This is a genomic window from Actinocatenispora sera, assembly GCF_018324685.1.
Taxonomy (GTDB): Bacteria; Actinomycetota; Actinomycetes; order Mycobacteriales; family Micromonosporaceae; genus Actinocatenispora; species Actinocatenispora sera.
The window spans coordinates 5,279,905-5,304,972 of the sequence record NZ_AP023354.1 but is presented as its reverse complement, the minus strand read 5'-3'; the positions used below and the strand labels follow the sequence as shown (position 1 = coordinate 5,304,972).

At 73.1% G+C, this 25,068-nt stretch carries 20 protein-coding genes and 3 pseudogenes; 22 read left to right on the top strand and 1 reads right to left on the bottom strand.

Features of this window, described 5'->3' with window-relative positions:
• Nucleotides 1–214 precede the first annotated feature (214 nt).
• From rsmH to Asera_RS24945, 18 genes are all read left to right on the top strand, one after another.
• A complete protein-coding gene (gene rsmH / locus Asera_RS25030; protein ID WP_084131545.1) occupies nt 215–1,261 on the top strand; it encodes a 16S rRNA (cytosine(1402)-N(4))-methyltransferase RsmH in 1,047 nt (348 codons plus the stop codon).
• On the top strand, nt 1,258–2,118 hold the full coding sequence (gene ftsL, locus Asera_RS25025) for a cell division protein FtsL (RefSeq protein WP_244844017.1): 861 nt from the start codon (nt 1,258–1,260) through the stop codon (nt 2,116–2,118). The genes rsmH and ftsL overlap by 4 nt, the downstream gene beginning before the upstream one ends.
• 705 nt (nt 2,119–2,823) lie before the next feature.
• Nucleotides 2,824–4,728, top strand: a complete 1,905-nt coding sequence (locus Asera_RS25020) for a peptidoglycan D,D-transpeptidase FtsI family protein (RefSeq protein ID WP_212804727.1) — start codon at nt 2,824–2,826, stop codon at nt 4,726–4,728.
• Between the two features lie 193 nt (nt 4,729–4,921).
• Nucleotides 4,922–6,505 carry a UDP-N-acetylmuramoyl-L-alanyl-D-glutamate--2,6-diaminopimelate ligase gene (locus Asera_RS25015; protein ID WP_030446310.1) on the top strand — a complete coding sequence of 528 codons (1,584 nt, stop codon included), beginning with the start codon at nt 4,922–4,924 and terminating at the stop codon, nt 6,503–6,505.
• Complete coding sequence (locus Asera_RS25010; protein WP_030446309.1) at nt 6,502–7,923, top strand: UDP-N-acetylmuramoyl-tripeptide--D-alanyl-D-alanine ligase; 1,422 nt, start codon at nt 6,502–6,504, stop codon at nt 7,921–7,923. The genes Asera_RS25015 and Asera_RS25010 overlap by 4 nt, the downstream gene beginning before the upstream one ends.
• On the top strand, nt 7,920–9,041 hold the full coding sequence (mraY, locus tag Asera_RS25005) for a phospho-N-acetylmuramoyl-pentapeptide-transferase (protein ID WP_030446308.1): 1,122 nt from the start codon (nt 7,920–7,922) through the stop codon (nt 9,039–9,041). Before Asera_RS25010 ends, mraY begins: the two co-directional genes overlap by 4 nt.
• A complete protein-coding gene (gene murD / locus Asera_RS25000) occupies nt 9,038–10,447 on the top strand; it encodes a UDP-N-acetylmuramoyl-L-alanine--D-glutamate ligase (RefSeq protein WP_030446307.1) in 1,410 nt (469 codons plus the stop codon). Before mraY ends, murD begins: the two co-directional genes overlap by 4 nt.
• Before the next feature lie 117 nt (nt 10,448–10,564).
• Nucleotides 10,565–11,968 (top strand): putative lipid II flippase FtsW, encoded by a 1,404-nt coding sequence (gene ftsW / locus Asera_RS24995; protein WP_244844223.1) that lies wholly within the window; start codon nt 10,565–10,567, stop codon nt 11,966–11,968.
• Nucleotides 11,965–13,083, top strand: a complete 1,119-nt coding sequence (gene murG / locus Asera_RS24990; RefSeq protein WP_030446305.1) for an undecaprenyldiphospho-muramoylpentapeptide beta-N-acetylglucosaminyltransferase — start codon at nt 11,965–11,967, stop codon at nt 13,081–13,083. Before ftsW ends, murG begins: the two co-directional genes overlap by 4 nt.
• A gap of 53 nt (nt 13,084–13,136) precedes the next feature.
• Nucleotides 13,137–14,552: a UDP-N-acetylmuramate--L-alanine ligase gene (murC, locus tag Asera_RS24985; RefSeq protein ID WP_030446304.1), complete on the top strand. Its 1,416-nt coding sequence runs from the start codon at nt 13,137–13,139 to the stop codon at nt 14,550–14,552.
• Nucleotides 14,552–15,334: a cell division protein FtsQ/DivIB gene (locus Asera_RS24980; RefSeq protein WP_030446303.1), complete on the top strand. Its 783-nt coding sequence runs from the start codon at nt 14,552–14,554 to the stop codon at nt 15,332–15,334. The genes murC and Asera_RS24980 overlap by 1 nt, the downstream gene beginning before the upstream one ends.
• A 73-nt stretch (nt 15,335–15,407) precedes the next feature.
• Nucleotides 15,408–15,911 carry a DinB family protein gene (locus tag Asera_RS24975; RefSeq protein ID WP_030446302.1) on the top strand — a complete coding sequence of 168 codons (504 nt, stop codon included), beginning with the start codon at nt 15,408–15,410 and terminating at the stop codon, nt 15,909–15,911.
• A 233-nt stretch (nt 15,912–16,144) separates the two neighbouring features.
• Nucleotides 16,145–17,305: a cell division protein FtsZ gene (gene ftsZ, locus Asera_RS24970; protein ID WP_030446301.1), complete on the top strand. Its 1,161-nt coding sequence runs from the start codon at nt 16,145–16,147 to the stop codon at nt 17,303–17,305.
• Nucleotides 17,302–18,027 carry a YggS family pyridoxal phosphate-dependent enzyme gene (locus Asera_RS24965; protein WP_030446300.1) on the top strand — a complete coding sequence of 242 codons (726 nt, stop codon included), beginning with the start codon at nt 17,302–17,304 and terminating at the stop codon, nt 18,025–18,027. Before ftsZ ends, Asera_RS24965 begins: the two co-directional genes overlap by 4 nt.
• A 139-nt stretch (nt 18,028–18,166) precedes the next feature.
• Nucleotides 18,167–18,859 (top strand): cell division protein SepF, encoded by a 693-nt coding sequence (locus Asera_RS24960; RefSeq protein WP_030446299.1) that lies wholly within the window; start codon nt 18,167–18,169, stop codon nt 18,857–18,859.
• Between the two features lie 18 nt (nt 18,860–18,877).
• Entirely contained in the window at nt 18,878–19,174 is a 297-nt protein-coding gene (locus tag Asera_RS24955; protein WP_030446298.1) for a YggT family protein, read from the top strand.
• A 130-nt stretch (nt 19,175–19,304) separates the two neighbouring features.
• On the top strand, nt 19,305–20,174 hold the full coding sequence (locus Asera_RS24950) for a DivIVA domain-containing protein (protein ID WP_030446297.1): 870 nt from the start codon (nt 19,305–19,307) through the stop codon (nt 20,172–20,174).
• Nucleotides 20,175–20,219: 45 nt separating this feature from the next.
• The gene (locus Asera_RS24945) at nt 20,220–20,900 is read left to right on the top strand and encodes a hypothetical protein (protein WP_030446296.1); all 681 of its coding nucleotides are present in this window, start codon (nt 20,220–20,222) and stop codon (nt 20,898–20,900) included.
• A 477-nt stretch (nt 20,901–21,377) separates the two neighbouring features.
• Here Asera_RS24945 and Asera_RS33300 read toward each other — a convergent pair whose 3' ends face one another.
• On the bottom strand, nt 21,378–21,743 hold the full coding sequence (locus Asera_RS33300; protein WP_244844263.1) for a hypothetical protein: 366 nt from the start codon (nt 21,741–21,743) through the stop codon (nt 21,378–21,380).
• Between Asera_RS33300 and Asera_RS33295 the strand changes: the two are divergent.
• The 4 genes and pseudogenes from Asera_RS33295 to Asera_RS24925 all read left to right on the top strand — a co-directional run.
• Nucleotides 21,637–22,053, top strand: a pseudogene (locus Asera_RS33295) (TraR/DksA family transcriptional regulator); the annotation flags it as partial. The gene Asera_RS33300 and the pseudogene Asera_RS33295 sit on opposite strands and share 107 nt — an antisense overlap.
• Nucleotides 22,026–22,619, top strand: a pseudogene (lspA, locus tag Asera_RS24935) (signal peptidase II); the annotation flags it as partial. The pseudogenes Asera_RS33295 and lspA, both read left to right, overlap by 28 nt.
• A gap of 212 nt (nt 22,620–22,831) precedes the next feature.
• On the top strand, nt 22,832–23,803 hold the full coding sequence (locus Asera_RS24930; RefSeq protein ID WP_051802241.1) for an RluA family pseudouridine synthase: 972 nt from the start codon (nt 22,832–22,834) through the stop codon (nt 23,801–23,803).
• A gap of 226 nt (nt 23,804–24,029) precedes the next feature.
• Nucleotides 24,030–25,013 (top strand): annotated as a pseudogene (locus tag Asera_RS24925) (MinD/ParA family ATP-binding protein); the annotation flags it as partial.
• Nucleotides 25,014–25,068 lie beyond the last annotated feature (55 nt).

Here is a 25,068-nt window from a genome sequence, read left to right as displayed (position 1 = left end):
GCCGTGAGGTCTCCAGCCGCTCCGTCGTACCTGGCGCTACTTCCCCGGTGCCAGGTGCATCGAGCGGATGGGGACCTGAGGGCACGGGCAGTGGAGTTCGCCGCGGGGGGTGAGGCCCGTCCGGTCGCGGGGACCGGGTGACCGGGCCTCGGGGCCGGCCGGGCCGAGTGTGTGTGGTGAAGCCACCGATTCTGTCGCTCACGAGGGGGTCGTCATGGGGGACGAGCGACGCCGTGTCGCGCCGGGGCGCCGCCGGCCGGCGACGCCGGGTGTGCCGGTGCCGGCCGGTACCCACGTCCCCGTCTTCGCCCAGCGGAGTCTGGACCTGCTCACCCCGGCGCTGTCCGGGCCCGCCCCGGTGCTGGTCGACGCGACCCTCGGGCTCGGCGGGCACGCCGAGCTCTTCCTCGAGACGTTCCCGACGTTGACGCTGGTCGGGTTCGACCGCGACACCGAGGCGGTGCGCCGCAGCGAACAGCGGCTGGCCCGGTTCGCCGACCGGCTCCAACTGGTGCACGCGGTGTACGACCGGATCGGTGACGCGCTTGTCGACCTGGGGCTGTCCACGGTGGACGGTGTGCTGTTCGACCTGGGCGTGTCGTCGCTGCAACTGGACTCCGACGAGCGGGGCTTCTCCTACTCTCGGCCGGCGCCGCTGGACATGCGGATGGACCAGACCACCGGTGACACCGCGGCCGAGCTGATCAACACCGCGACCGCCGGCGAGCTGGCCCGGATCCTGCGTGACTACGGCGACGAGCGGTTCGCGTCCCGGATCGCCGCGGCGATCGTGCGCCGTCGCGCCGAAGCGCCGATCGAGGACAGCGTGACGCTCGCCGAGCTGGTCCGCGACTCGATCCCGGCGCCGGCCCGGCGCACCGGCGGCCACCCGGCCAAGCGCACGTTCCAGGCGCTGCGGATCGCCGTCAACGGCGAACTGGACGCGTTGCGGGCGGCGCTTCCGGCGGCGCTGTCGGCGTTGCGGGTGGGCGGCCGGCTGGTGGTGCTGTCGTACCACTCGCTGGAGGACCGGATCGTCAAGCGCGAGCTGGCCGCCTGGTCGCGCAGCAGCGCGCCGCCCGACCTGCCGGTGGTGCCCGAGCCGCTGCAGCCGAGGTTCCGGCTGCTCACCCGCGGTGCGGTGGAGCCGGACGAGGCGGAGATCGCGGCGAACCCGCGAGCGACATCGGCACGATTACGTGCCGCGGAACGGATCCGGGGCGGCCGCCCCGGTGACTCGGCGACGAGGGAGGGAACATGACCGCCGAACCGGTACGCGATGACGAGCGACGCTACGACCAGCCCGGCTACGACGATCCGGTGCGCAGCATCGGCGGTCGCCCGTCCCGCAGCCGTACCGGACGGCCCACCCGGACCGGCCGCACCGGCGCCGGCGTCGACCCGAACGCACGTCGTAACAACGCCCGTCGCGACCCGGCCGGCCGTGGCGGGCGGAGCCGGGCCGAGCCGGTGCGCGGCCGGGACGAGGTGCGCCACGTCGAGCCCACCCGGGTGCCCGGCGAGCAGCGGTCCGGGCGAGGCAGCGCCCGGCGCGGTGACGAGCGCCGGGTCGGCGGCACGGTCGCACCGCAGCGGCGTCGCGGCGCCGCGACCACCCGGAAGGGCGACGCGGTGAACCGCACCGTCGAAGCGCCCGGCCGGCGGGGCGCCGCCCGGCGCGATACTGCGCGGCCCGCGGCCGCCCGTCCGGCCGAGAAGACCCGGCGGGTGGCGCAGCCGCGCGGCGCCGGTGCCGCCGCCACGTCGCCGTCGCGCCGGCGCAGCGCACCGCCGGCGGCGGTGGCGCTGCCGCGTACCCCGTTCGTCCTGTTGGTGCTCGGGCTGGTGGCGGCGGGCATCGTGGGCCTGCTGGTGCTCAACACCGCGATCAACACCACGTCGCTGCGGGTGCAGCAGCTGCGTACCCAGCAGTCCACTCTGGACGATCAGGAACAGCAGCTGAACCAGCAGCTGGCCGACCTGGAGTCGCCGGGCAACCTGCAGGCGGCGGCGACCCGGATGGGGTTGGTGCCGGCCGGCCAGACCGCCTTCATCCGGCTGCCGGACGGCAAGGTGATCGGCGTGCCGCAGCCGGTGCCCGCGCACGCCGGCCAGTAGCACCCGACCGGCGCACCGCCGCCGCAGCACCCGGCCCCGAGAGGACCCTGCCCCGAGAGGACACGATGGCGACGCGACGCGGACCCGGGCCCGACCCACGCCGGGGCGGCCGGAGCGACGACGACCCGGACGACGTGGTGGTCCCGCTGCGCCGCGACACCGGCGGTCTCGGCGACGCCCGGCGGTACCGACCGCGTGGCCGCACGGTCCGGGAGTCGGCGGACCCGGCCGACGCGAGCCGGCGGGCCGACCAGGCCCGCCGGTCGCAGGAGCGGCGGGAACGCGCGCAGCGGGAGTCCACCGACTCCGGTTCCGCCGCCGGGCGGGGGGCCGGCACGAATCGCACCGATGGCTCCGGTCGCGGCAAGGCGCCGAAGAGCGCCGGTCGGGCCGGTACGGCCGGCCGTGGCGATCACCGCGACGGCGGTTCGGCGCGGCCGGCCGGGCGCACCGGTTCGGTGCGCGCCGGCGCGGGTGGCGCCGGCCGGGGCAGGTCCGACCGCGACGACGATGCGCGAACTCGCGACAACGCCAACCCCCGCAGCAACGCCGATCCCCGCAGCAACGCCAACCGCCGCCGGAACGCCAAGACTCGCAGCGATGCCGACGCCCGCAGTACGGCGAAGGCTCGCACCGGGCGCGACGCGCGCGGTGGCGACGGAACCCGCGGCAGCGCCAGGTCTCGCGGTACGGGGAAGGCTCGCGATGCCGCCAGGGCGGGCAAGGCGGGCCGGGCCGGGCGTGCCGGCGCCGGGGGAAGGGCCGGCACCGGCGGGCGACGCGGCGGCGTCCGGGCCGGCTCCTGGGGGCGGAGTCGACGGGGGCAAGGGCCGGCCGACCCGGTCCCGGCCGGCGAAGCGGCGGCCGATCCGGCGCCGGGTGGCCCGGCTGGGCAGCCCGGGCCGGCGACTGCGGTTCGGCACCGTGGTCGTGCTGGTGCTGTTCACCGTGATCGGCGGCCGGCTGGTGCAGCTGCAGCTCACCGACGCGCCGGCGCTGGCGGAGCGGGCGCTGCACCAGCGACTGCAGACCGTCCCGCTGCCGGCGGCGCGCGGTTCGATCGTGGACCGCAACGGGCAGGTGTTCGCGCACTCGGTGGAGGCGCGGTACGTGTTCGCCGACCCGACGATGATCAAGGACGCGGCGAAGACCGCCGATCGGTTGTCCGGGGTGCTCGGGGTGCCGCGATCCACCCTCGAGAAGGACATGCGCAAGCAGAAGCTGCCGAACGGATCACCCAACCGGTTCGTCTACCTGGCTCGCGGGGTCGACATCGGCATCGGCGACCAGGTCGAGGCGATGGACATCCCGGGCATCGGGGTCCGCGCCGACGAACGCCGGGACGTACCCGGGCACGACCTCGCGGCGAACATCATCGGGGTCACCGGGTGGGACCTGTCCGGCCTCACCGGCCTGGAGTCGAAGTACAACGGGCTGTTGCGCGGCGTGGACGGCAAGCGGCAGTACGAGGCGAGCCGTACCGGCGAGGAGATCCCGGACGGGTTCCACCGGGAGGTGGCGCCGAAGCCGGGCGGCTCGGTGCGGTTGACGCTGGATCGCGACATCCAGTTCGAGGCGCAGCGGGCGCTGTACCGCAAGCTGCATCCGCTGCAGTCCGACATGGGTGCGGCGGTGGTGCTGGACGTCAAGACCGGTGAGGTGCTGGCCCAGGCCAGCTATCCCACCTACGACGCGGCGAACTTCGCCGACTCGACGAAGGCGCAGCGCACCGACTACGCCAGCCAGGCGGTGGTGGAGCCGGGCTCGGTGGAGAAGGCGATCACGCTGGGTGCGGCGCTGCAGTGCCGGGTGATCACGCCGTCCTCGACCGTGCACGTCGGGCCGACGATCACGGTGGCCGACACCACCTACGCCGACACCACGCCGCTCGACGACGTGGACATCACGCTGCCGGGCATCTTCGCGTACTCGTCGAACGTGGGCACCATCAAGATCGCGAACAAGCTCGGCGCGCAGCGGCTGTACGAGTACCAGCGCAGGTTCGGGCTGGGCAACGAGACCGGTGAGGGGGTGCCGGGCGAGGCGGGCGGGATCGTCCGGCCGGCGAAGGACTGGCAGGGCTCCGACCACGGCTCGATCCCGATCGGCCTGGGCATCGCGGTCACCCCGATCCAGCTCGCCGCCGCATACGGCGCGATCGCCAACGACGGTGAGTACGTGCAGCCGCACCTGATCGCGGACACGGTGTCGCCCGACGGGACGAAGTCGACCCCGGGCGTGGCGAAGCACCGGGTGCTGTCCCCGTCGATCGCGGCGGCGGAGCGCAAGGCCATGGTGGCGGTGACCACCGCGCCGGGTGCGACCGGCCTGTCCGGTGCGGTCGACGGGTACCAGATCGCGGCGAAGACCGGCACCGGCCAGCGGGTGGTGAACGGCTCGTACCAGAAGGGCAACATCGAGTCGTTCATCGGCATGGCACCGGCCGATCATCCGCGCTACGTGGTGGCGGTGGTCGCGCACACCAGCGGCACCGGCGAGGGCGCGAACATGGGCCCGGTGTTCCAGGATCTGATGCGCTTCACGCTGGGCCACGAGAAGGTGCCCCCGACCGACGCGAAGACCCCGTCCTTCACGCTCTATCACAAGTAGCCGCCGGATGAGCGGAGCGCAGTGCGGTGCGGGCGCAGCGCACGGGAGCAACGGCGCAGCGCGAGCGTCGGGATCCGCTGGGTACCAGACGGGTCACGCTGGGCAGGATCCCGACACATCAGGCGGTCTCGGCGCGCCGGGCGGGTCGTACCCACGCCATGCGCGGCGCCGTGTCCGGGTAGGGTCATGCCTCGTGCCAGGCTTTCCGCGACCACGGACCGTTCCCGCGACCCGGCTCGCGATGCTCGCCGCACGCCTCGGTGCCGAGCCGCCGGCCGGGGACGGCCGCGTGCCCACCGGCGGTCCCGCCACCCACCCGGGCGCGGTGTCCGTCGAGGGCGCCGGGGACCCGGTGATCAGCGGCGTCACGCACGCCAGCGGCGAGGTGGTTCCCGGCGACCTGTACGCGGCGTTGCCGGGCTCGCGCCGACACGGCGCGGAGTTCGTGGCCGAGGCGGTGGCGGCCGGCGCGGTCGCCGTGTTCACCGACGCCGCCGGCGTGCCCGCCGCAACCGCGGCCGGGGTACCGGCGCTGGTGGTCGACGATCCGCGGGCGCGGCTGGGCGAGCTCGCCGCCGAGGTGTACGGCCGTCCCAGCGAGCGGCTCGCGGTGCTCGGCATCACCGGTACCAACGGCAAGTCGTCGACGGCGTACCTGGTCGAGTCGGCGCTGACCGCGGCGGGCCGGCGCACCGGGTTGATCGGCACGGTCGAGACGCGGCTGGGTGACGAGCGACTGGCGAGTGCCCGGACCACGCCGGAGGCGACCGACCTGCAGGCGCTGTTCGCGGTGGCGCTGGAGCGCGGGTTGGACACCATGGTGATGGAGGTGTCCAGCCACGCGCTGGCGCTGGGGCGGGTCGCCGGCACCCGGTTCGCGGTCGGCGCGTTCACCAACTTCGGCATCGACCACCTGGACTTCCACGGCACCGTGGAGGACTACTTCGCGGCCAAGGCGAGCCTGTTCGACGGCCGTGCCGGGGTCGAGGTGCTCAACGTCGACGACCCGGCGGTGGCCAAGCTGGCGCATCCCGGCCGCACCGTGTCGGTGTCGGCGCAGGGCCGGCCGGCGGCCGACTGGCAGGCCGACTCCCTGGTCCGGGACGGCTACGGTCAGCGGTTCGTGGTGACCGGCCCGGACCGGGTGCGACGGGACGCGAGCGTGCTGCTGCCCGGCCGGTACAACGTGGCGAACGCGCTGCTCGCGATCGCGGTGGCAGCCGCGACCGGGGTCGAGCCGGCCACCGCGGTCGCCGGGGTGGCCGCCTGCGGTGGGGTGCCGGGCCGGATGGAGCGGGTGACCGCGCCCGGGCCGGTGGTGGGTGTGGTCGACTTCGCGCACACCCCGAACGCGGTCGCCGCGGCGCTCGGCGCCCTGCGCGAGGCGGCCGCGCCGACCGGGGCCCGGGTGATCTGCGTGGTCGGCGCCGGTGGCGACCGGGATGCCGGGAAGCGACCGATGATGGGTGAGGCCGCCGCGCGCGGGGCCGACGAGGTGATCGTCACCGACGACAACCCGCGCAGCGAGGACCCGGCGGCGATCCGGGCGCAGGTCGTGGCCGGTGCGGCCGCGGTGGCGGGCGCGCACTGGACCGACGGCGGCGACCGGACCGCGGCGATCGCCGCCGCGGTGGCGGCCGCCCGGCCGGGCGATATCGTCGCGGTGCTCGGCAAGGGACACGAACAGGGACAGGAGGTGGCGGGCCAGGTGCACCCGTTCGACGACCGGGTGGTGCTGGCGGCCGCGCTGCGGGCCCGGTTCGAGGAGGACGCATGATCGAGCTCTCGCTCGCCGACGTGGCCGTGGCCACCGGCGGGGCGCTGGTCGACGGTGCCGATCCGACGGCGACCGTCACCGCCGGGGTCGAGTACGACTCGCGTGCGGTCACCGCCGGCGGCCTGTTCGTGGCGCTGCGCGGGGAGAGCGAAGACGGCCACCGGTTCGCGACCGCCGCGGTCGGCGCGGGTGCGGTGGCGGCGGTGGCCGAGGAACGTACCGGGGTGCCGACGGTGCTGGTGGCCGACACGCTGGTGGCGCTGGGTCGGATCGCCCGGGCGGTGGTCGACCGGTTGCCCGACACCACCGTGGTCGGGGTGACCGGCTCGTCCGGCAAGACCTCCACCAAGGACATGATCGCCGCGCTGACCGCCCGGTTGGGCGACACCGTCGCGCCGGTCGGCACCCTCAACAACGAGCTCGGCCACCCGTACACGGTGCTGCAGGCCGACCGCGACACCCGCTACCTGGTGCTGGAGTGCAGCGCCCGCGGCATCGGCCACGTGGCGTACCTGTGCGAGATCGCACCGCCGAGGATCGGCGTGGTGCTCAACGTCGGCAGCGCACACCTGGGCGAGTTCGGCTCGGTGGAGGCGATCGCGACCGCGAAGGGCGAGCTGGTCGAGGCGCTGCCGGCGGACGGGACGGCGGTGCTCAACGCCGACGACAAGCGGGTGCGGGCGATGGCGCAGCGTACCCGGGCGCGGGTGGTGCTGTTCGGTACCGCGCCCGACGCCGACGTGCGCGCCACCGACGTGGCGCTCGACGGGGCCGGCCGGCCGTCGTTCACGCTGCACGCCGGCGGCGAGTCGGTCCCGGTGCAGCTCGGCCTGTACGGCGCGCACCAGGTCTCCAACGCGCTCGCGACCGCCGCGGCGGCGCTGGCGTGCGGGATGCCGCTGGCGGAGGTCGGGTCCGCGCTGGGCGGGTTGCGGCCGGCCTCGCCGCGCCGGATGGATGTGTTCACCCGCTCCGACGGCGTGACCGTCATCGACGACTCGTACAACGCGAACCTCGCTTCGATGACCGCCGCGTTGCGGACGCTGGCCACGATCGGGGCCGGCCGCCGTACCTGGGCGGTGTTGGGCTACATGGCTGAGCTGGGCCGGTTCGAACAGACCCAGCACGAGCAGGTCGGCCGGTTGGCCGCCGAGCTCGGGGTGGACCGCGTGGTCGCCGTGGAACCGGCGGCGGCCGGCATCGATCAGGGCGCGCGGGCGCGCGCCGCAGACTCCGGGTGGGAGGGACAGTCGGTGCAGGTGCCTGACCAACAGGCAGCGATCGCGCTGTTGGCCGACGAGGTGCGGCCAGGTGACGTGGTGCTGGTGAAGGGCTCGCGCTACCGGACCTGGCACGTCGCCGACGCGCTGCGGGAGACCGCCGACAGCGCGCTCGGCGACCGGGAGGCGCCGGCATGAGATCGGTCATCGTCGCACCCCTCGTGGCGTTCGTACTCACCTTGTTCGGTACGCCGCTGGCGATCCGCTACTTCAGCCGGCTCAAGGCCGACCAGCCGATCCGCGAGATCGGTCCGCAGACCCACCTGGCCAAGAAGGGCACGCCGACGATGGGCGGGGTGGTCTTCATCCTGGCCACCGTGGTGGCCTACCTGGTGGGCCACCTGACGCTGCTGACCCTGCCGGGCCGGCCGCACAAGCCCACGGTCACCGCGATCGTGCTGCTCGGGCTGTTCGTGTGCATGGGCGCGGTCGGCTTCATCGACGACTTCCTGAAGGTACGCAAGAAGAACAGCGCCGGGCTGTCGGCCAGGGGAAAGCTGCTCGGGCAGGCCGTGGTCGGCGCGATCTTCGGCGTCATCGCGATGTACTTCAACCCCGACGCGATCTCGCCGAACGGAATCCACAACCCGACCGTGGGCAGCTCGTACATCTCGTTCGTGCGGGAGATCCCCTGGCTGGACATCACCCGGGTCGGCGCCGTGGTGCTGTTCATCTTCGTGGTGCTGGCGGCCTCCAACGGGGTCAACCTCACCGACGGGTTGGACGGCCTCGCCACCGGGACCTCGGTGATGGTGCTGCTGGCGTACACGGTGATCTCGTTCTGGCAGTACCGGCACTGGTGTTCCGACACCCACCCGCTGACCCACTTCTGTTACAACGTACGAGATCCGCTGGACGCGGCGCTGATAGCCGGGGCCGCGGCCGGGGCGCTGTTCGGGTTCCTGTGGTGGAACGCGTCGCCGGCCCGGATCTTCATGGGCGACTCCGGCGCGCTCGGTCTCGGCGGGTTGATCGGCGGCCTCGCCATCTCCACCAAGACGATCCTGCTGCTGTTCATCCTGGGCGCGCTGTTCGTCATCGAGACCGTCTCGCTGATCATCCAGGTCGTCTCGTTCCGCAGTACCGGCAGACGCGTGTTCCGGATGGCACCGATCCACCACCACTTCGAGCTGGCCGGGTGGAGCGAGGTCAACATCACCGTCCGGTTCTGGATCATCTCCGGCATCGGGATCACCGCCGGGCTGGCGATCTTCTATGCGGACTTCACCGCGTCGGCGATAGGCAGCAACGTGTGACCGGGTACGAGGGGCGCCGGGTGCTGGTCGCCGGCGCCGGGGTCAGCGGCAAGGCGTGCGCGCGCGCCCTGGTCGATGCCGGTGCCGTGGTGACGGTGCTGGACCGCTCGGCGAGTGCCGGGCTGGCCGAGCTGGCCGCGGCCGGCATCGACACGCAGGTGGCGCCGGAGCCGCCGACCGCGCTGCTCGCCGGGGCCAGTGACCTGGTGGTCTCGCCGGTGTTCGCGCCGCACCATCCGCTGGTGGTCGCCGCGCTCGCGGCCGGCCTGGACGTGTACTGCGAGCCCGAGCTGGCCTGGCGGCTGCGCCCGGCCGGCGCCGCCGACTGGCTGGCGCTGACCGGGACCAACGGCAAGACCACCGCGGTGACGATGCTCGCGTCGATCCTGTCGGCCGCCGGGCTGTCGGCCCGGGCGGTGGGCAACATCGGCGACCCGCTGATCGACGCGGTACGGGCGAACGACTGCCAGGTGCTCGCGGTGGAGCTGTCCAGCTACCAGCTGTACTGGTCGCAGCGGCTGGCGCCGCTCGCCGGGGCATACCTCAACCTGGCCGACGACCACCTCGACTGGCACGGCGACCGGGATGCGTACGCGAGCGCCAAGACTGCGGTGTGGCGCGGCGCGGCGGCCGGCGGTACCGCGATCGGCAACGCCGACGACCCGGCGGTGGCGGCGCTGCTGTCCGCGGTACCGGGCCGGCAGGTGTCGTTCACCCTGGGCGAGCCGGCGCCGGGCCAGCTCGGCGTGGTCGACGGGATGCTCGTCGACCACGCCTTCGGCCGCGGGGAGTCCACCGGCGCTGCCTTCGGTACCGAGCCGGTGGAGCTGGTGGCGGCCGACCAGATGCGGCCCGCGGGCGCGCACAACGTGGCGAACGCGCTGGCCGCGGCCGCCCTCGCCCGGGCGTACGGGGTGGGCCCGGAGGCGGTCGCCGCCGGCCTGGCCGGCTACGTACCGCAGCCGCACCGCAACCAGCGGGTCGCGCAGGTCGCCGGCGTGACGTACGTGGACGACTCGAAGGCGACCAACCCGCACGCGGCCCTGGCGTCGCTGCTGTCCTACCCGCGGCTGGTGTGGATCGCCGGCGGCCAGCTGAAGGGCGTCGACCCGGACGAGCTGGTGTCCCGGGTCGCCGACCGGCTGGCCGGCGCGGTCCTGCTCGGTGCCGACCGGGCGCAGATCACTGCCGCGTTGCGCCGACACGCGCCGGCAATCCCGGTGATCGAGGTGTCCAGGTCCGATGATGGGGCGATGGCGGACGTGGTCGCCGCGGCGGCCCGGCTGGCCGGTCCCGGTGACACGGTGCTGCTGGCACCGGCCGCCGCCTCGTACGACATGTTCGACAGCTACGCGCAGCGCGGGGACCGGTTCGCCGCGGCGGTGGCCGCTCTGCCGGTGGCCTGAGCCGAGGCGCCGGCGCCGCGGCGGACGGGAGTGCCAGTGACCGGTTCGGTGACCGATGCGCCGCCCGCACGCCGCAAGCCCGCGCCGGCCCGGCCCGCGGACTCGGCGTTCGGCCGGCTGGTCGGCGAACCGTTCGCGGCGCTGCACGGGCTGCTCGGCCGGCCGCTCGCCTCGTACTACCTGCTCGTGGCGAGCGCCGGCCTGCTGCTGGTGATCGGGCTGGTGATGGTCTTCTCGGCCACCAGCGTGCCGTCGTTCGACTCGCAGCAGAGCGCGTACGCCGGGGTGCAGCAGCAGGGGCTGTGGGCGGCGGTCGGCGTGCTCGCGTTCTGGGTCGCGCAGCGGCTGCCGACCCGCACCTACCGGTTCCTCGGGCTGCCGTTGATGATCGTGTGCCTGCTGTTCGCGCTGGTACTGGTGCTGTTCCCGGCGGGCCGGATCGGTCCGGTCGGCACCAACCTGAACTGGATCACGATCGGGTCGATCCAGTTCCAGCCGGCCGAGCTGGGCAAGCTCGCGCTGGTCTGGTGGGGCGCCGACCTGCTGGTACGCCGCGGCGACTCGGTGAGGAAGTGGAAGCGGCTCGCGATGCCGCTGTTCCCGGTCACGGCGCTGCTGTTCCTGCTGGTCGGGATGAACGACCTGGGCACGATGCTGTGCATGCTGCTGGTGTTCCTCGGCCTGCTGTGGGTCACCGGCGTGCGGTTCCGCGTGTTCGCCGGGCTGTTCGGGGTGGCGCTGGCCGGTGTGGTGGTGCTGATCGCCGAGCAGAGCTACCGGCTGGAGCGCATCCTGTCGTTCACCCACGCGGCGAAGGCGACCGGCTGCACCTCGGCGGACAGCATCCAGGGCCCGTGCTGGCAGTCCACCCAGGGCATGTACGCGCTGGCCGACGGCGGCTGGTTCGGCCTCGGGCTCGGCCAGGGACGGCAGAAGTGGGACTGGCTGCCGGAGGCGCACAACGACTTCATCTTCGCCATCATCGGCGAGGAGCTGGGCGTGGTCGGCTGCGTCGTGGTGCTCGCGCTGTTCGCGGTGCTGGCCTATGCGGGGCTGCGGATCGCCCGCCGGGTGGACGACCCGTTCCGGCGCACGGTGGCGGCCGCCTGCACCCTGTGGCTGGCCGGCCAGGCGGTGATCAACATCGGCGCGGTGGTCGGCCTGCTGCCGATCACCGGGGTGCCGTTGCCGTTCATCTCCGCCGGCGGTACCGCACTGGTGGTGACGCTGACCGCGATCGGCATGCTCGCCGCGTTCGCCCGGACCGAGCCGGACGCGGCGCGGGCGCTGCACGCCCGGGCGCCGAGCCGGCTGGTCCGGCTACTCTGGGTGCCGCTGCCGCCGCTGCCGGGTTCCACCCGGCCGACGACCCCGTCCGCGCGGTCTCGCCCGGCGGGGGGCAAACCCGGCGTGCGCGCCGCTCGCGGGCGTACGGCAGGATCGTCCAGGACCGAGACACGACGCCGCCGACCCGGCCCCCGGGCCGGTTCCCGCACGACGACCGGCAAGGAAAGACGTTGACCGACCTGCGCTCCGTGGTACTCGCCGGTGGTGGCACCGGCGGCCACATCTACCCGTTGCTCGCGTTCGCCGACTGCCTGCGCCGGCACGATCCGGACATCCGGATCACCTGCCTGGGCAGCGCCAAGGGCCTGGAGAACGAGATCATCCCGGCCGCCGGCTACGACCTGCGCCAGGTGCCGGCCTACCAGCTGCCCCGGTCGGTCAACGTCGACCTGGTCAAGACCGGGCCGCGGATGATCCGGTCGATGCGGGCCTGCCGCGCGGTGCTCGACGAGGTCGCCGCCGACGCGGTGGTCGGCTTCGGGGGATACGTGGCGGTTCCCGGCTACCTGGCCGCCTGGCGGCGCAAGACGCCGATCGTCATTCACGAGGTGAACGTGCCGCCGGGGGTGGCCAACAAGCTCGGCATGCGGTTCACCGACCACGTCGCGGTCGGTTTCGAGCACCAGCCGCAGCTGGTCCCGTCGCTGGCCGACGCCCGGGTCGTCGGCGTCCCGCTGCGCCGCTCGCTGACCGCACTGGACCGCGCCGCGCGCCGGGCCGAGGCGTGCGCGCACTTCGGTCTCGACCCGGACCGTCCCACCCTCTTCGTGTACGGCGGTTCGCAGGGCGCCCGCGCGATCAACCTGGCGATGGCCGGGGCGGCGAAGGCGATCACCGCCGCCGGCTGCCAGGTGCTGCACATCATCGGCGCCCGCAACGAGCCGGTGGAGATCCCCACCGACCTGCCCGCGCCGTACGTGACGTTGCCGTTCCTGTCCGAGATGGAACTCGGGTACGCCGCGGCCGACCTGCTGTTGTCCCGGGGCGGCGCGATGACCGTCGCCGAGGCCACCGCGCTCGGCGTCCCGGCCATCTACGTACCCCTGCCGTACGGCAACGGTGAGCAGCGGCGCAACGCGCTGCCGGTGGTCGAGGCGGGTGGCGGCATGATCGTCGACAACGCCGACCTGACCGCGCAGTGGATCGAGACGAACCTGCTGCCACTGCTGCGCGACCCGGCCCGGATCGCGGCCATGAGCACCGCCGCCGCCGGTTACGGTCGGCGCGACGGCGACGAGGCACTCCGGGCGTTCACGCTGGAGGCGGTAGCGAAGGGGGCGGGCCAGTGAGCACCGAGCAGACCGAGGCGACACCCCCGGCGGAGGCGGTCGGGACCGCGGCCGTGCCGCCGAGCGCCGAGGATCTCGGCCGGGTGCACCTGATCGGCATCGGTGGGGTGGGCATGAGCGGGCTGGCCCGGCTGCTGCTGTCCCGCGGCATCCCGACCACCGGTAGCGAGCTGCGCGAGTGGCCGACGCTCGCCGGGCTGCGCGCGCTCGGCGGCGTCATCCACGACACGCACAGCGAGGCGAACCTGGACGGCATCGACACCGTCGTCTATTCCACCGCCATCCCGGCCGACCACGTCGAGCTGGCCGAGGCGCGCCGCCGCGGCCTGCGGGTACTGCACCGTTCCGAGGCGCTGGCCGCCGCGATGGTGGGGCGCACGGGCATCGCGGTAGCCGGCACCCAGGGCAAGACGACGACCACCTCGATGGTGACCCTGGTGCTGCAGCACTGCGGGTTGGATCCCTCGTTCGTGATCGGCGGCGAGATCTCCGAGGCCGGTTCGAACGCGCACCACGGCTCCGGCGAGTTCTTCGTCATCGAGGCCGACGAGTCGGACCGCTCCTTACTGCGGTACCGGCCGCACGCGGCGATCGTCACGAACGTGCGCGGCGACCACCTCAACACCTACGGCGACCTGGCCGGGCTGCAGGACGGGTTCGCCGAGTTCTGCCGCGGCATCACCCCGGACGGGTTCCTGGTCGCCTGCGCGGACGACGAGGGCAGCCGGCAGCTGGCCGACCGGATGCGCGGCGAGGGTCGCACCGTCTACACCTACGGCGAGTCCGCGGACGCCGACCTGCGCCTGGCCGACCTGACCTCCGCGATCGGCGGCGTGCGCTACACCGCGGTACTCGACGGCGTCGAGCTCGGCGAGGTCACCCTGCCGACGCCCGGTCGACACCTGGGGCTCAACAGCGCGGCCGCGCTGCTGACCGCGGTCAAGCTGGACGTCGAGTTCGCCGCGGTCGCCGAGGCGCTGGCCGCGTTCCCGGGGGTACGCCGCCGGTTCGAGCACAAGGGCACCGCCGACGGCGTCCGGGTCTACGACGAGTACGCGTACCACCCGGTGTCGATGACCGCCGCGCTGTCCACGCTGCGCGAGGTCACCGGCGACGGCCGGCTGGTCGTGGTGTTCCAGCCGCTGCGGCTGTACCGCACCCGCGAGCTGCAGGCCGAGATCGCGCAGGCCCTGGCGATCGCCGACGAGGCGATCGTGATGGAGGTGTTCGGGCCGGGGGAGACCCGCGGCCCCGGCGAGGGCGGCCGGCCGCTGACCGACGCGGTACCGCTGCCCGACGGGCACAAGGTGTTCGTGCCGTCCTGGTCGGACGTCGCGGCCGAGGTGCTGCGCCGGTCGCGGCCGGGCGATCTGGTGGTGACGATGGGCGCCCCGCCGATCTCGATGATGGGCGACGAGTTGCTCGCGGCGCTGGCGGAGCGGTCCGGCTCGGCGGACGCCGCGGGCTGATGGCGGGCGCGGCGCGCGACACCCGGGCCCCGGGCCGGTGGCGGCTGGTGCAGGCCCGCCGGCAGGCGCTGTCGGCGTTGCTGCGCCGGCTGGTCGCCCGGTCCCGGCGCAACCGGCGTCGCACCGCGCTGACCCTGTCGGTGGCCGGTGCCGCGGTCGCCGTGGTGGTGGCCGGCTACGTCGTCGTCTACCACACCCAGACGTTCGCGGTCCGGGACGTGACCGTCCGCGGTGCGCACGTCGTGCCGGCACGGACGGTGGCCCGCACCGCGGCGGTTCCGTCCGGTGTTCCGTTGCCCGGCGTCGATCTCGCCGCGGTCGGGGCCCGGGTGCGCCGGCTCGCGCCGGTGGCGAAGGTCGAGGTGACCCGGGACTGGCCGCACACCGTTGTGGTGACGGTCACCGAACGCACCCCCGCCGCCGCGGTACCGGACGGGTCCTCGGTCCGGCTGGTCGACGGCTCCGGCGTGGTGTTCCGGACGGTGCCGGCGGCACCCGGCCGGCTGCCCACGCTGGTGGTGTCGCACCCCGGCCCGCACGACGTGCCGACGCTGGCCGGCCTGCAGGTGCTGCGCCAGCTCACCCCGCGGCTGCGCGCCCAGCTGGTCCGGGTGGAGGTGCCGCGGCCGACCCGGATCCGGCTGGTGCTCGCGCACGGCCGTACGGTCGTGTGGGGTGACTCGTCCAGCGGCGCCCGCAAGGCGGCCGCGGCGACCGCGCTGCTGGGCAAGGACGGCACCGTCATCGACGTCAGCGCCCCGGACCTGGTGGTCGTCCGCTGACGGTGCCGCGCCGGTATCTCGCTGGGCCGCACCGGTTGCGACTGGTAGCGTCTGTGTTCCGGAGGTGTCCACAATGGAGCGAGCAGATCCGGTGACCGATGCCGGTGACCGGTCGGCGCTGGAGCAGTGGCTCGACTACCACCGCGCCACGGTGCGGCTCAAGTGCGCCGGCCTGGACGAGATGTTCGCCCGGCAGGCGCCGGTGCGCACCTCGCCGCTGCTGTCGCCGGCCGGGCTGGTCGCGCACCTCACCGACAACGAGCAGTACTGGTTCGAGGCGGTGTTGCACGACGGGCCGCGGATCGCCGCCGACGACGACGATCCGGACGCCGACTGGGTCGTCCCGGAGGGCATGTCGCTCGCCGACCTGCTCGACCGGTACGACGCGCAGTGCGCCCGCTCGCGGGAGCTGGCGGCGGGGCTGGACCTGTCGTTCGTGGCCCGGCGCCAGGTCGAGCCCGGTGGCCGGCCGATGACACTGCGCTGGATCTACCTGCACCAGATCGAGGAGACCGCCCGTCACAACGGCCACCTGGACGTCGTGCGGGAACTGCTGGACGGCAGCACCGGGGCCTGACGTTGTCCACTATGGACTTTCGGCCAGGTCGATGTTCGCCGGCTGACCGGGTCGGGTCGGTCGCCGAACCGGCAAACGTGGCCGACACGCCGTGCTGGATACTTGGAGATCGCCCAACCGGCCCGTACGTTCCGGAACAGGGTCGAGGTTGACATAACTATAACCCTCTAGTTGAGGGTGAGGGTTGACCCGGCCCATGGCGGGGAGCAGCACAGCGAAGGGAAGGCGGACCGATGACACCTCCGCACAACTACCTGGCGGTCATCAAGGTCGTCGGCTGCGGTGGCGGCGGCGTCAACGCCGTCAACCGAATGATCGAGGTCGGACTCAAGGGCGTCGAGTTCATCGCGATCAACACCGACGCCCAGGCGCTGCTGATGTCCGACGCGGACGTCAAGCTGGACGTGGGTCGGGAGCTGACCCGCGGCCTCGGCGCCGGCGCCAACCCCGACGTGGGCCGCAAGGCCGCCGAGGACCACCGGGACGAGATCGAAGAGGTGCTCAAGGGCGCCGACATGGTCTTCGTGACCTGCGGTGAGGGCGGCGGTACGGGAACCGGCGCGTCCCCCGTGGTCGCGAACATCGCGCGCAAGCTCGGTGCGCTGACCATCGGCGTGGTCACCCGCCCGTTCTCGTTCGAAGGCAAGCGGCGGCAGGTGCAGGCCGAGACCGGCATCGACGAGCTGCGCAACGAGTGCGACACCCTGATCGTCATCCCGAACGACCGGCTGCTGCAGCTCGGCGACCGGACGATGAGCATGATGGACGCGTTCCGCCAGGCCGACCAGGTGCTGCTGTCCGGTGTCCAGGGCATCACTGACCTGATCACCACGCCGGGCCTGATCAACCTCGACTTCGCCGACGTCAAGAGCGTGATGTCCAACGCCGGCTCGGCGCTGATGGGCATCGGCAGCGCGCGCGGCGACGACCGGGCCGTCGAGGCGGCACAGGGCGCGATCTCGAGCCCGCTGCTGGAGCAGAGCATGGACGGTGCCCGCGGCGTGCTGCTGTCCATCGCCGGCGGTTCCGATCTGGGCCTGTTCGAGATCAACGACGCGGCGCAGCTGGTCACGGACGCGGCACATCCGGACGCGAACATCATCTTCGGTGCGGTCATCGACGACGCGCTGGGCGACGAGGTGCGCATCACGGTGATCGCGGCGGGCTTCGACGGTGGCTCACCGGCGTACAAGCCGCAGGCGGAGGTCGGCCGCAAGCCGCCCACCGCCGAGGTGCCGCCGGCGACCAGCACCCCGGCGCCGACCTCGCCGGTGACCACCGGAGGAAGCACCGGCACCCGGCCGCCGCAGCAGCCAACCCCGGCCGAGCGGCCGCCGCGCAAGGTACTGTTCGACGACGTCGACGTGCCGGACTTCCTCAAGAACGGCGCGTGAACCCGTCGTCGGAGCCGATCGACCGACGCACCGAGCTGGTCGGAAACCTCGCCTCGGTGCGTCGGCGTATCGCCGACGCGTGCCTGGCCGCGGGCCGGTCACCGCGTGAGGTGTCGCTGATCGCGGTCACCAAGACGTTCCCGGCCTCCGACGTCCGGCTGCTGGCCGAGCTGGGGCAGCGCGTGGTGGCGGAGAACCGGGACGGCGAGGCTGCCGCCAAGGCCGCCGAACTCGCCGCCGCCGGGGTCGACGTGCGCTGGCACTTCGTCGGCCAGCTGCAGCGCAACAAGGCACGCTCGGTCGTGCGGTACGCCGACGTGGTCCAGTCGGTCGACCGGCCGGCGCTGGTGACCGCGCTCGCCGCGGCGGTCGCGGCGCACCGGGACCGCCCGCTGGACGTACTGATCCAGGTGTCGCTGGACGATGCGCCAGGGCGCGGCGGGGTGTCCCCCGCCGCGCTGCCGGCGCTGGTCGACGCGGTGCTGGGGGCGGCCCCGCGGTTGCGGTTGCGGGGGCTGATGGCGGTCGCGCCGCTCGGCGGCGACCCGGACGTGGCGTTCGGCCGACTCGCCGAGCGTGCGGCGTGGCTACGGGAGCGCGACCCGGACGCGTCGATGCTGTCCGCCGGCATGACCGGTGACCTGGAGGCGGCGATCCGGCACGGAGCGACACATGTGCGTGTCGGCAGCGGATTGCTCGGCCGACGCGCCAAGCTGGGTTAGCCTGAGTTCGAGCAGAACTACATCGCTGTTATTCACGCTCACCGATCTCGTCCGTTTCGCAGGCGGCGCATCGCGGGGGAACGTCCCGATGGGTGGGGCGTGCGACGTGGCAGGACGGTGTCACGGGAGGAGGTGCCCGATGGGTAGGTTGCGCAAGGCCGGCGTCTGGCTCGGCCTGGTCGAGGACGACGACGACAGCTACGAGGCCGACGACGACCGCTACGACGGCTCCGACGGCTACCAGTCGACCGGCCGCCAGGAGAGCGCCGCGCGCTACGACACCGGTCGCTACGAGAGCCGCCGACCGACCCGCGACACCGGTCGCGAGGTGGACGACCGGGACTTCGACGACGCCGACTTCGCCGAGGAGGAGTTCGAGCCCGAGCCCGCCCGGCCGCGGCTGGCGACGACGACCTCCGAGCGGCTGGCGGAGCGGCCCGGAGTGCGCACCATCGGCCGCGGTTCGGTGACCCCGCTCACTCAGGACAACCTGGCGCTGGCGCCGCAGGTACAACTGCGGGAGCGTGCGGTGGTGTCCGACGACAGCGCCGACAGCTACCGGATCACCACGGTGCATCCCACTACCTACAGTGAGGCCCGCACCATCGGTGAGCATTTCCGGGACAACACTCCGGTGATCATGAATCTGTCGGAAATGGACGAAGCGGATGCCATGCGCCTCGTCGATTTCGCCGCCGGTTTGATCTTCGGGTTGCGCGGTACGATCGAACGGGTGACCAATCGCGTGTTCCTGCTCTCACCGGCCAACGTCACGGTCACCGCCGAGGACAAGGCCAAGATCGCCGAGGGCGGGTTCTTCAACCAGAGCTGAACCGGGAGTCCATCGCTCGTGTCGGTCCTCTTCCAGGTCCTCTACCTGGTCGTTTACTTTTTCCTGCTGTTTCTGATGGCGCGGCTCGTGCTCAGCTTCGTGATGCAGTTTGCGCGCAGATGGCAACCTCGGAGGGGTGCGGCCGCCGCGATGGAGGTCGTGTGGAGCGTCACTGATCCTCCCCTGAAAGCCCTAAGGAGGGTCATTCCGCCGCTCCGGATTGGTACCGTGAGCCTGGACCTGGCTTTCCTGATACTGCTGGTTATCGTGTACGTGCTGTTGAGAGTCGTGCTGCCGTGGTTGTTTCGTGGTTAGCCCGCCGGGCTGATCGTCCCGCGGTCCGGCGGCGCCTGGCACGGTCGAGCGATCGGCCGGATCGAGACGGCCCGGTCCCGGTCCTATCGACAGCGAGCCACGCGGTCGCAAGCTGAACCGAGGAGTTTCGATGCCGCTGACCCCGGCCGACGTGCACAACGTCGCGTTCAAAAAGCCCCCCATCGGCAAACGGGGGTACGACGAGGACGAGGTGGATGCCTTCCTCGACGAGGTCGAGCGTGAACTCGTCCGCCTCGTGGAAGACAACAACGAGCTCCGTGCCCAGGTCGAGCGGCTGCAGCACGGTGCCGCGCCTGCGCCGGTCGTCGCTGGTGGCGCGCCCGAGCACCTCGTGGCGGAGAACGCGGACCTGAAGGGCCAGCTGGAGCAGCTGGAGGCGGAGAAGGCGAACGCCGAGCAGGCGGTCCGCAACGCGCAGGCCGAGCTCGAGGCGATGCACGCCCAGGGCGGCGCCGTGCCGGCGGTCCAGGCCGCGGCGGCCGGCGGCGACGGCGGCGAGCAGCAGGCGCTGCGGGTGCTGATGATGGCCCAGCGCACCGCCGACGACCACGTCTCGGACGCGCGTCGGGAGGCCGACAAGCTGCTGTCCGACGCCCGGGCGAAGGCCGAGGACGTCACGCAGAAGGCCCGCACCAAGGCCGAGTCGTTGGAGCGCGACGCGCGGCAGCGGCACCAGGAGGCCATGGGCGGCCTCGAGGTCAAGCGGGCCGCGCTGCAGAAGCACATCGAGGAGCTGAAGGCCTTCGAGCGGCAGTACCGCACCCGGCTCAAGGCATACCTGGAGAGCCAGCTGCGCGACCTGGGCGCACGCGGTCAGGGCATCGAGGACGAGCTGAGTCGTGGCGAGGGCGGCGCCAGCGGCAACAACCGCCAGGTGTCCACCAACGGTTCCGGTCTGGCCGCGGCGAGCCTGGGCGGTTCGTACAACTCCGGCCGGAACGGGCTGGGTCTGCCCAACGCCGACGGCAACAGCCGGTAGGATCCTGTTCCTCCCGAACCGGATACCACGCGGCCGAGGTGACCCGTGATCATTGCCAGCTTGCTGCTGATCCTGATTGCAGCGGTGCTGCTGGTGCTCGGGTTGCTCCGTGGCCTCGACCTGCTGCTGGTGGTGTCGATCGCGGTCAGCCTGCTCGCGGCCGTGGCGCTGTACCTGGGTGCCCGGCGCACGCACGCGGACCGCGCCGAGGATGATGGCCCGGCGCCGGCGGACGAGGACGACGAGCGGCAGCCGGCCGCCGACCGCCCGTCGGTGGTCGCCCACTCGGGTGCCGCGCCTACCGACCGGCTGGACCTGCCGCGACGGCACGAGCCGGCCTCGGCCGGGGCCGGCGACGACCGGCCGCCCTGGCCGCTGGAGCGCCCCGTGGCCGCACCGGTACAGGGACCGGACCGGGAGGACGCGGCGGCGCCTCGCGGCGACGCCTGGCCGCGCGACGAGGCCGACAAGCCGGCAGACGATCCGCTGGACGAGCCGCCGGAACAGCGCACACCGCGGTCGGATGCGGAGCTGATCGCTCGGTTGCCGGCCGAGGTGCTCGTGGTGGACGGCAGGCCCCGCTACCACGTCACCGGGTGTCCGCATCTGCTGGACAAGGAGGCGGAACCGCTGCCGGTGGCGGAGGCCGTCGAGCTCGGCTTCGGGCCGTGCGGCTGGTGCCAGCCGGACACCGTGCTGCTGGGCGGCACGCCCGACCTGCCCTGACCCGGTCCGCGCCGATCCGGCGGCTGCTCGCACCGACCGCCAGCCGCGCGGACAGGGCGCGCAGGCGGGCGAGCCTCCGGCTATCGCACCCGGCGCCACTCTCCGCGGCGCAGGCGCGCCGGCGAAACGGGCCAGCATAACGCTCACTGAGGGCAATCATTCGCTGACAGTCGGATATTCGCGGATGTTTGTCGGACGCCCAACTACTCCGTATCCTTGGTGGTTCCACGCGCGTCGCGTTGGGCCGAGGGCCCGACGTGCCGCGCCCGTTTTGCATGTGGGAGCCGAAATGGCCAGGCGACGTCGTGTTCCGGTCGGTGACCGAGGCGACTTCAGGCTGACCGAATCGGGCCACCGACCGGTGGCGATCCGCCGGGCAGGCCCGGTGCCGTTCGTCTTCCACACCGAGACCGGCCACCGGCCGGTCAGTCATCTGTCTCGACGCCCGGCGCCGCTGCGTCGGCGAGGTCGGTGACATCACCACGACCGCCGCGAGAGCGCGGCCAAGGGGGCGACGATGACCACCAAGTCGGGCACCAAGAGCACGGGCACGGCACGCCGGACGACCACATCTTCCGCTACCGACCCGAAGCGCGCGAGCGGCGGTCGCACCGGGTCCGGCCGGGCCGCCGCGGCCCCCGCCGGTTCCCAGGACGGCTCGGTCACCAGCGGTTCGGCCAAGAACGGGTCGAGTCGGTCGACCGCGGCGAAGAAGCCGGCCGCCCGCAGGTCGTCGGCATCTGCCGCCGACACGGCCAAGCCCGCCGCCAAGCGCGCGGCGCGCAAGACCCGCAGCGCGGCGGAAACCGAGACGATTCGGGTGGCGCTCAACGAGCGGCTCATCGAACTGCACACCGAGTACGAGAAGACCATGGCGCAGCTGACCGACCTTCAGCGCGACCGGTTGACCGACTCGGCCGGCGACGACCAGGCCGACACCGGGACGAAGACGTTCGAACGCGAGCAGGAGATCTCGCTGGCCAACGGCATCCGCGACCGGGTGACACAGGTCGAGCGTGCCCTGGAGCGGCTCGACGACGGCCACTACGGATACTGTGAGCGGTGCGGGAACCCGATTCCCGCCGGGCGACTCGCCGCGTTCCCGTCGGCGACGCTCTGCGTGGCATGCAAGCAGTTGGAGGAACGGCGCTGAGCGAGGACAGCACCGACCGGATCTCGTCCGGCGATGATCACGCGCGGCCGTCGCACGGTTCCGCCTCCCGGCGGGTCGTCGGGTTGCTGGCCGCAATCGCGGTGGCGGCGCTGGTGGTCGACATCATCACCAAGGTCGTCGTCGTGGCGAACCTGCGCCCCGGCGATCCGGTCCGGCTGCTCGGCGGCGCGGTCTACCTGTCGCTGACCAGAAACCAGGGTGCCGCCTTCAACATCGGCGGCACCGGCTACACCGCGATCCTCGCGGCGGTCGCGGTGGTGGTCATCATCGTGATCATCCGATTCGCCCGGCGACTGCGATCGTGGCAGTGGGCAGTGGCGCTCGGGCTGGTGCTCGGCGGCGCGGCGGGCAACCTGACCGATCGGCTGTTCCGGGCGCCCGGCCCGCTGCGCGGTGGCGTGGTCGACTTCATCAGCGTCTTCAGCCCGGACGGGCACCCCTGGCCGATCTTCAACGCGGCCGACTCGTGCCTCGTGGTGGGCGTGATCATCGCCGTGCTGCTCGAACTGACCGGCCGCCGGATGGACGGTACGCGCGCGGGTCGCGGTACCGACGACGCCAAGGCGGTCGACGACGTGCAGACCGGCGGCACCGATCAGGCCACCACGGACCAGCCCGGCAACGATCAGGCCACCACGGACAAGGCCGGCACCGATCGGGCTGGCACCGAGCAGACCGGCATCGTGCCGGCCGACACCAAGCAGGCCGGCATCGTGCCGGCCGACACCGAGCCCGCGGGCCGGACGGACCGGTCGTCATGACGGGTGCGCGTTTCGACGACGCCACTCCGGTGGCGCCGGCCGGGGAGCATCGCGCCCTGCCGGTACCGGACGGGCTGGCGGGGATGCGGGTCGACCAGGCGCTGGCCCGGCTGTTCGGGCTGTCCCGCACCGTGGCCGCGGACCTGGTGGCGGCCGGTGACGTGGTCCTCGACGGGGCCGCACCGGCCAAATCGGACCGGGTCGCTGCGGGTGCGTACCTGGAGGTGACGCTGCCGGCGCCGGAGGGGGCGCCGAGCATCGTGGCGCGCCCGGTCGACGGGCTGCGCATCGTGCACTCCGACGACGACATCGTGGTGGTGGACAAGCCGGTCGGGGTGGCCGCCCACGGCAGCCCCGGCTGGACCGGTCCCACCGTGCTCGGCGGCCTCGCGGCGATGGGCCAGACCGTCGCCACCAGCGGCGCGGCCGAGCGGCAGGGCATCGTGCACCGGCTCGACGTGGGTACCTCCGGGCTGATGGTGGTGGCCAAGAGCGAGCGGGCGTACCGGATCCTGAAGCGGGCGTTCAAGGTGCGCACGGTGGAGAAGCGCTACCACGCGGTGGTGCAGGGTCAGCTCGACCCGCTGCGCGGCACGGTGGACGCGCCGATCGACCGGCACCCGCACCACGACTACAGGTTCGCCGTGGTGTCCGGTGGCAAGCCGAGCGTGACGCACTACGACACGCTGGAGGCTTTTCCGGCGGCGAGCCTGGTCGACGTCCGGCTGGAGACCGGCCGCACGCACCAGATCCGGGTGCACTTCTCGGCACTGCGGCATCCGTGCGCCGGTGATCTGACTTACGGGGCGGACCCGTCCCTGGCGAAGCGGCTCGGCCTGTCCCGGCAGTGGCTGCACGCTCGTGAGCTGGCGTTCGACCATCCCGGCTCGGGTGACCGGGTGCGGTTCGTCAGCGAGTACCCGGAGGATCTCGCGCACGCTCTGGCGGTGCTGCGCGGCGAAGGGTGACGTCGGCGCCCGCGATGACACGGTCTCGTTCGTTGAACAGATCGATGCCGGTCGCGGGGCTGGCAATCTTCGGGCGGCTCCGTAGCCTGTTGGTGGGTGAGGCGTCGGGCGGGAGGCGAGCGTGGATCAGTCCGGAGCCGGAGCGTACCGCTCCGGTGACTCGGGGTCGCGGTGGCGTAACCTGCTGGGCCGCGGCCGACCGCGGGACGGAGAGATCGGTGTGGACGCCGTACCGGAGCAGTCGGGTCGCGGGCAGGCCGGCGTCGGTCGGGCCCGGGTCGGTGCCGCCCCACCGCTGGTCCCGCGGCCTTCGCCGGCGCCCGACACGCGAGCCGGCCGGCGCGCCGCACCGGTGCCCGTCCAGGTCGGCGGGCACCGCCCGGAGGCGTACGCGACGGGCTCGGTGGACGGCCTGCTCACGGCGCTGCGGCGCAACTTCGGGCGGTCCCGGGTGGTGGCGTTCGTCAATCCGAAGGGCGGCGTGCACAAGACCACGGCGACCGTGCTGACCGCGGCGACGCTGGGCAGCGCCCGCAACGGCGGCGTTCTGGCCTGGGACGACAACGAACTGCGCGGCACGCTCGGGCTGCGCGCCGGCACCGCCCGGCACGCCCGCACCATCCGGCATTTGGTCGACGACCTGGACCGGATCGAGACCGGCCCGGGGATTCTCGCCGAGGTGCTGGACGACTACCTGCGGCACACCAAGGACGGCTCGTTCGACGTGCTGGCCGGCGACGAGGACCCGCGCATCGCCCGCCGGCTGGACCCGGCCACGGTGCGCCGGGTGCTCACCCTGCTCGCCGGCACCCACGACGTGATCTGCGTGGACACCGGCAACAACGTCGAGTCGCCGAACTGGCAGACGGTGCTGCGCGCCGCCGACCAGCTGGTGGTGACCACGGTGCCGCGCGAGGACGCGGCGTTCACCGCCGACTGGATGCTCGACCTGCTGGAGGAGCAGGGGATGGGCGAGTTGGTGGCGCAGGCGACCACGGTGATCAGCTGCCCGACGCCGAACCCGCTGCCGCTCACCGCCGACCTGCTCAAGCACTTCGGCTCGCGCACCCGCACCTCGATCGTCGTGCCCTACGACGTGTCGCTGGAGCCGGGCTCGACCATCGAGTACTCGAAGCTGGCCCCGGCCACCCGGATGGCCTGGCTGTACGCCGGGGTCGCGATCAGCGAGGGTTTCGGGCCGGATCGGTGACCGCGGGTGGCGCCGGCCACGCCCGGCGGTACCCGGGCGTGCCGGCCGGCGCGGT

What these genes read in the sequence shown, in the direction of transcription:
- rsmH (WP_084131545.1), top strand. Translation starts at nt 215, where the DNA reads ATGGGGGACGAGCGACGCCGTGTCGCGCCGGGGCGCCGCCGGCCGGCG.
- ftsL (WP_244844017.1), top strand. Translation starts at nt 1,258, where the DNA reads ATGACCGCCGAACCGGTACGCGATGACGAGCGACGCTACGACCAGCCC.
- Asera_RS25020 (WP_212804727.1), top strand. Translation starts at nt 2,824, where the DNA reads ATGCCGCCAGGGCGGGCAAGGCGGGCCGGGCCGGGCGTGCCGGCGCCG.
- Asera_RS25010 (WP_030446309.1), top strand. Translation starts at nt 6,502, where the DNA reads ATGATCGAGCTCTCGCTCGCCGACGTGGCCGTGGCCACCGGCGGGGCG.
- mraY (WP_030446308.1), top strand. Translation starts at nt 7,920, where the DNA reads ATGAGATCGGTCATCGTCGCACCCCTCGTGGCGTTCGTACTCACCTTG.
- Asera_RS24980 (WP_030446303.1), top strand. Translation starts at nt 14,552, where the DNA reads ATGGCGGGCGCGGCGCGCGACACCCGGGCCCCGGGCCGGTGGCGGCTG.
- Asera_RS24975 (WP_030446302.1), top strand. Translation starts at nt 15,408, where the DNA reads ATGGAGCGAGCAGATCCGGTGACCGATGCCGGTGACCGGTCGGCGCTG.
- ftsZ (WP_030446301.1), top strand. Translation starts at nt 16,145, where the DNA reads ATGACACCTCCGCACAACTACCTGGCGGTCATCAAGGTCGTCGGCTGC.
- Asera_RS24960 (WP_030446299.1), top strand. Translation starts at nt 18,167, where the DNA reads ATGGGTAGGTTGCGCAAGGCCGGCGTCTGGCTCGGCCTGGTCGAGGAC.
- Asera_RS24950 (WP_030446297.1), top strand. Translation starts at nt 19,305, where the DNA reads ATGCCGCTGACCCCGGCCGACGTGCACAACGTCGCGTTCAAAAAGCCC.
- Asera_RS33300 (WP_244844263.1), bottom strand. Translation starts at nt 21,743, where the DNA reads ATGAGCCGCTCGTTGAGCGCCACCCGAATCGTCTCGGTTTCCGCCGCG.
- Asera_RS24930 (WP_051802241.1), top strand. Translation starts at nt 22,832, where the DNA reads ATGACGGGTGCGCGTTTCGACGACGCCACTCCGGTGGCGCCGGCCGGG.